Raw genomic sequence first — 2,504 nt, forward strand, 5'->3', positions numbered from 1 at the left:
CCTGACCGGATCGGGTGATCCGGCGCGGTCGCCGACGTCCCGGCGTGNAGCTGGATCAAGGTCGAGCGGCCGCACCCGTCGAGACTCGGGCGATCGGCAGCCCGGAGCTCTCATGTCCCTCCCGTCCTCATCGCCCCTCGCCGCCTTGCGCGACATCCTGGTCGCCGTCACCGAGGAGGGCCGCGGCGACGAGCCCGGAACGGCGCTTGGCTATGGCCTCACGCTCGCCGCCGCGGCGGGCGCCCACCTCACCGTCCAGTCCGCGGCCCGCCGTCTCACCATGGTGGGCGGCGCGGGATTGGGGTTCGTCGACGGCCTCGTCGCGGACGAGAACCGGCGCCTGCGCGTCCTCGCCCAGGCCGTCGCCGAACGGGCCGCCGGGGATGCCACCCGTGCGGGGGTGACCTGTACGACCGAGGCGCCCGCGCTGGCCTACCCGGATCTGATCGCCCGGCTCACCGCCCGCGCGCGCCTCGCCGACCTGACCGTCCTGGACGCGGAGGCGCGGGAGGTCGATCTCGACCGCGACCTGATCGACGGACTCCTGTTCGGCAGCGGTCGCCCGCTCATCGTGGTGCCTGCGGGCTGCTCGGCCTGGCCTGCCGGTCGGATCGTCGTCGCCTGGGACGGCAGCGCCCAGGCCGCGCGGGCGGCGAACGATGCCCTGCCGTTCCTGCGCGCCGCCGAGGCGGTCGAGATCGTGTCCGTCGTCGGCGAGAAGGACCTGTCGGCCGCGGTCGCCGGCGCCGAGTTCGCGCCGCACCTCGCGCGCCACGGCGTGACCGTGTCGGTGAACGTCCTGCCGGTCGTCGACGACGTCGCGGAGACGCTCAGGACCCAGGCGGGCCTGTTCCGCGCCGACATGCTGGTGATGGGCGCCTACCGGCACGCCCGCCTGAAGGAATGGTTCTTCGGCGGCGTGACCCAGTCGCTCCTGGCCCGCAGCCCCCTTCCGCTGTTCCTCGCCCATTGACGGCGCGGCAGCACGATCCGTCGCGATCCGCCGGGGCGGCGTCGCGCTCAGTCCTCGATCATGCGGTGGAGCCGGGCGCGTCTCAGGCTGACCTGGCGGCCGCCGACGCGTTGCAGGGCCCCGTCCTCCTCCAGCTGCGAAAGGGTGCGCGACACGGTCTCGATGGTCAGCCCGAGAAAGTCGGCGATGTCGCGCCGGGTCATCGGAAGGGCGAAGGTCCCGGTGCCGCCCAGGCGTGCGTCCACGTCGATGAGGAAGCTTGCCACGCGCTCCGCCGCCGAGCGGCGCCCGAGCAGCAGCATGTGATCCTGGGCGTGCCTCAGATCGTTCGTGGCCATGTCCCAGAGCTGGCAGGCGAACTCGGCCCGGTCGGTCGCGGCGCGCTCGACCTGCCGCCGTTTGAAGATCAGCACCTTGGTGTCGGTGAGCGCCTCGGCGCTGTGGCGGTGGATCTTGCCCTGCTCGAACCCGAACAGGTCGCCGGGCAGGCGGAAGCCGGTGATCTGACGACGGCCGTCGCTCAGCACCTTGTGCGTGCGCACCGCGCCGCTGACGACCTTGTAGACGAACTCGGCCTCCTCGCCCTCGCCGTAGACTTCCTCCTCGCGGGCGTAGGAGAACGGCGTCCCGATCACCTCGGGGCAGCCCGCGAACAGGGCGCTTGCGTCCAGGCTCGGGAAGGGCGCCGAATGGCCTGCCGGGATCTGCGTGGACGTCCGTGCGGTGTAGTCGGTGCTCATCGCTTCGCTCCTCACCTCGTCGTGGGAGCGAGATTGGCCGTCCTCGGGGAGCGATGAAATTCCGGTTCGTGTCTTAAGCGAACTTGCTTACGGACAATTACGTAGTGCCGCGCGTCGGGCTCAGAGGCCCGCGGTCGTCGCGAATGCCCAGGCGGGAACCGGGTCGGGGAGCCCGGGCAGGCCGGAGCGCCCCGCGAGGAGGGCGCCCACCAGGGTGGCGAGCCCGTATGCCAGCACGCCCAGAACCAGCGTGAGGACGTCGGCATGACGGCGCAGGGCGTGGATGCCCGCGCAGCCGACCGTGAAGGACGCGGCGGCCGCGAGCGCGACGGGGTCGAGGGGCATGGCAGCCTCCTGGAAACGATGCCGTGAGGGACGCGGCCGCGCGCGGCGCAGGGCTGCCGCGGCCGTTCCGGCGCCCGGCCGCCTCAGACCGAGCGCGCCTGGGGCGACACGTAGAGCCGCCGGAGTTCGAACGCGGCCAGGGCGGCCACCGCGAGCCCGACCCCGACATGCACCCCCATGGCGCCCCTGGTCTCCGCGAAGCCCAGTGCCCACGGCGCCATGGCCGCCCATAGGCCGAGGGCGAGGTTGAGGTACTCTTCCCAATCGTAGGTCCGGCCGAGGGCCAGCAACGCGACGACGGTGATGGCGCCGCCGCTGAGAAAGGCGTTGCGTGCGGCGGCGGAATCGTAGCTCAACTCCAGATACCAGGGTGCGAGGACGAGCGTGATCCCGAGGAGGATGTTGAGCGCGTTCGGGATCATGTCCTCGGTTCGGTTCTCGATGGT

At 72.0% G+C, this 2,504-nt stretch carries 4 protein-coding genes; 1 reads left to right on the top strand and 3 read right to left on the bottom strand.

Going from position 1 to position 2,504, the window contains the following annotated elements; genetic code table 11:
- Positions 1–112 precede the first annotated feature (112 nt).
- Entirely contained in the window at positions 113–973 is an 861-nt protein-coding gene (locus I53_RS21060; protein WP_043354331.1) for a universal stress protein, read from the top strand.
- A 47-nt stretch (positions 974–1,020) separates the two neighbouring features.
- On the opposite strand, the gene I53_RS21065 is transcribed toward I53_RS21060, so the two are convergent.
- From I53_RS21065 to I53_RS21075, 3 genes are all read right to left on the bottom strand, one after another.
- Positions 1,021–1,713 carry a helix-turn-helix domain-containing protein gene (locus tag I53_RS21065; protein WP_043354333.1) on the bottom strand — a complete coding sequence of 231 codons (693 nt, stop codon included), beginning with the start codon at positions 1,711–1,713 and terminating at the stop codon, positions 1,021–1,023.
- 120 nt (positions 1,714–1,833) lie between these two features.
- Positions 1,834–2,058 carry a hypothetical protein gene (locus I53_RS21070; RefSeq protein WP_043354335.1) on the bottom strand — a complete coding sequence of 75 codons (225 nt, stop codon included), beginning with the start codon at positions 2,056–2,058 and terminating at the stop codon, positions 1,834–1,836.
- A gap of 83 nt (positions 2,059–2,141) precedes the next feature.
- On the bottom strand, positions 2,142–2,504 hold a 363-nt coding region (locus I53_RS21075; protein ID WP_251982394.1), incomplete at its 5' end, for an SPW repeat protein.

The sequence above is a fragment of the Methylobacterium sp. B1 genome, assembly GCF_000333255.1.
In the GTDB taxonomy this organism is placed as follows: domain Bacteria; phylum Pseudomonadota; class Alphaproteobacteria; order Rhizobiales; family Beijerinckiaceae; genus Methylobacterium; species Methylobacterium fujisawaense.

Excerpts from the sequence above, each read along its gene's own strand:
- I53_RS21060 (WP_043354331.1), top strand. The coding sequence starts at position 113 with ATGTCCCTCCCGTCCTCATCGCCCCTCGCCGCCTTGCGCGACATCCTG.
- I53_RS21065 (WP_043354333.1), bottom strand. The coding sequence starts at position 1,713 with ATGAGCACCGACTACACCGCACGGACGTCCACGCAGATCCCGGCAGGC.
- I53_RS21070 (WP_043354335.1), bottom strand. The coding sequence starts at position 2,058 with ATGCCCCTCGACCCCGTCGCGCTCGCGGCCGCCGCGTCCTTCACGGTC.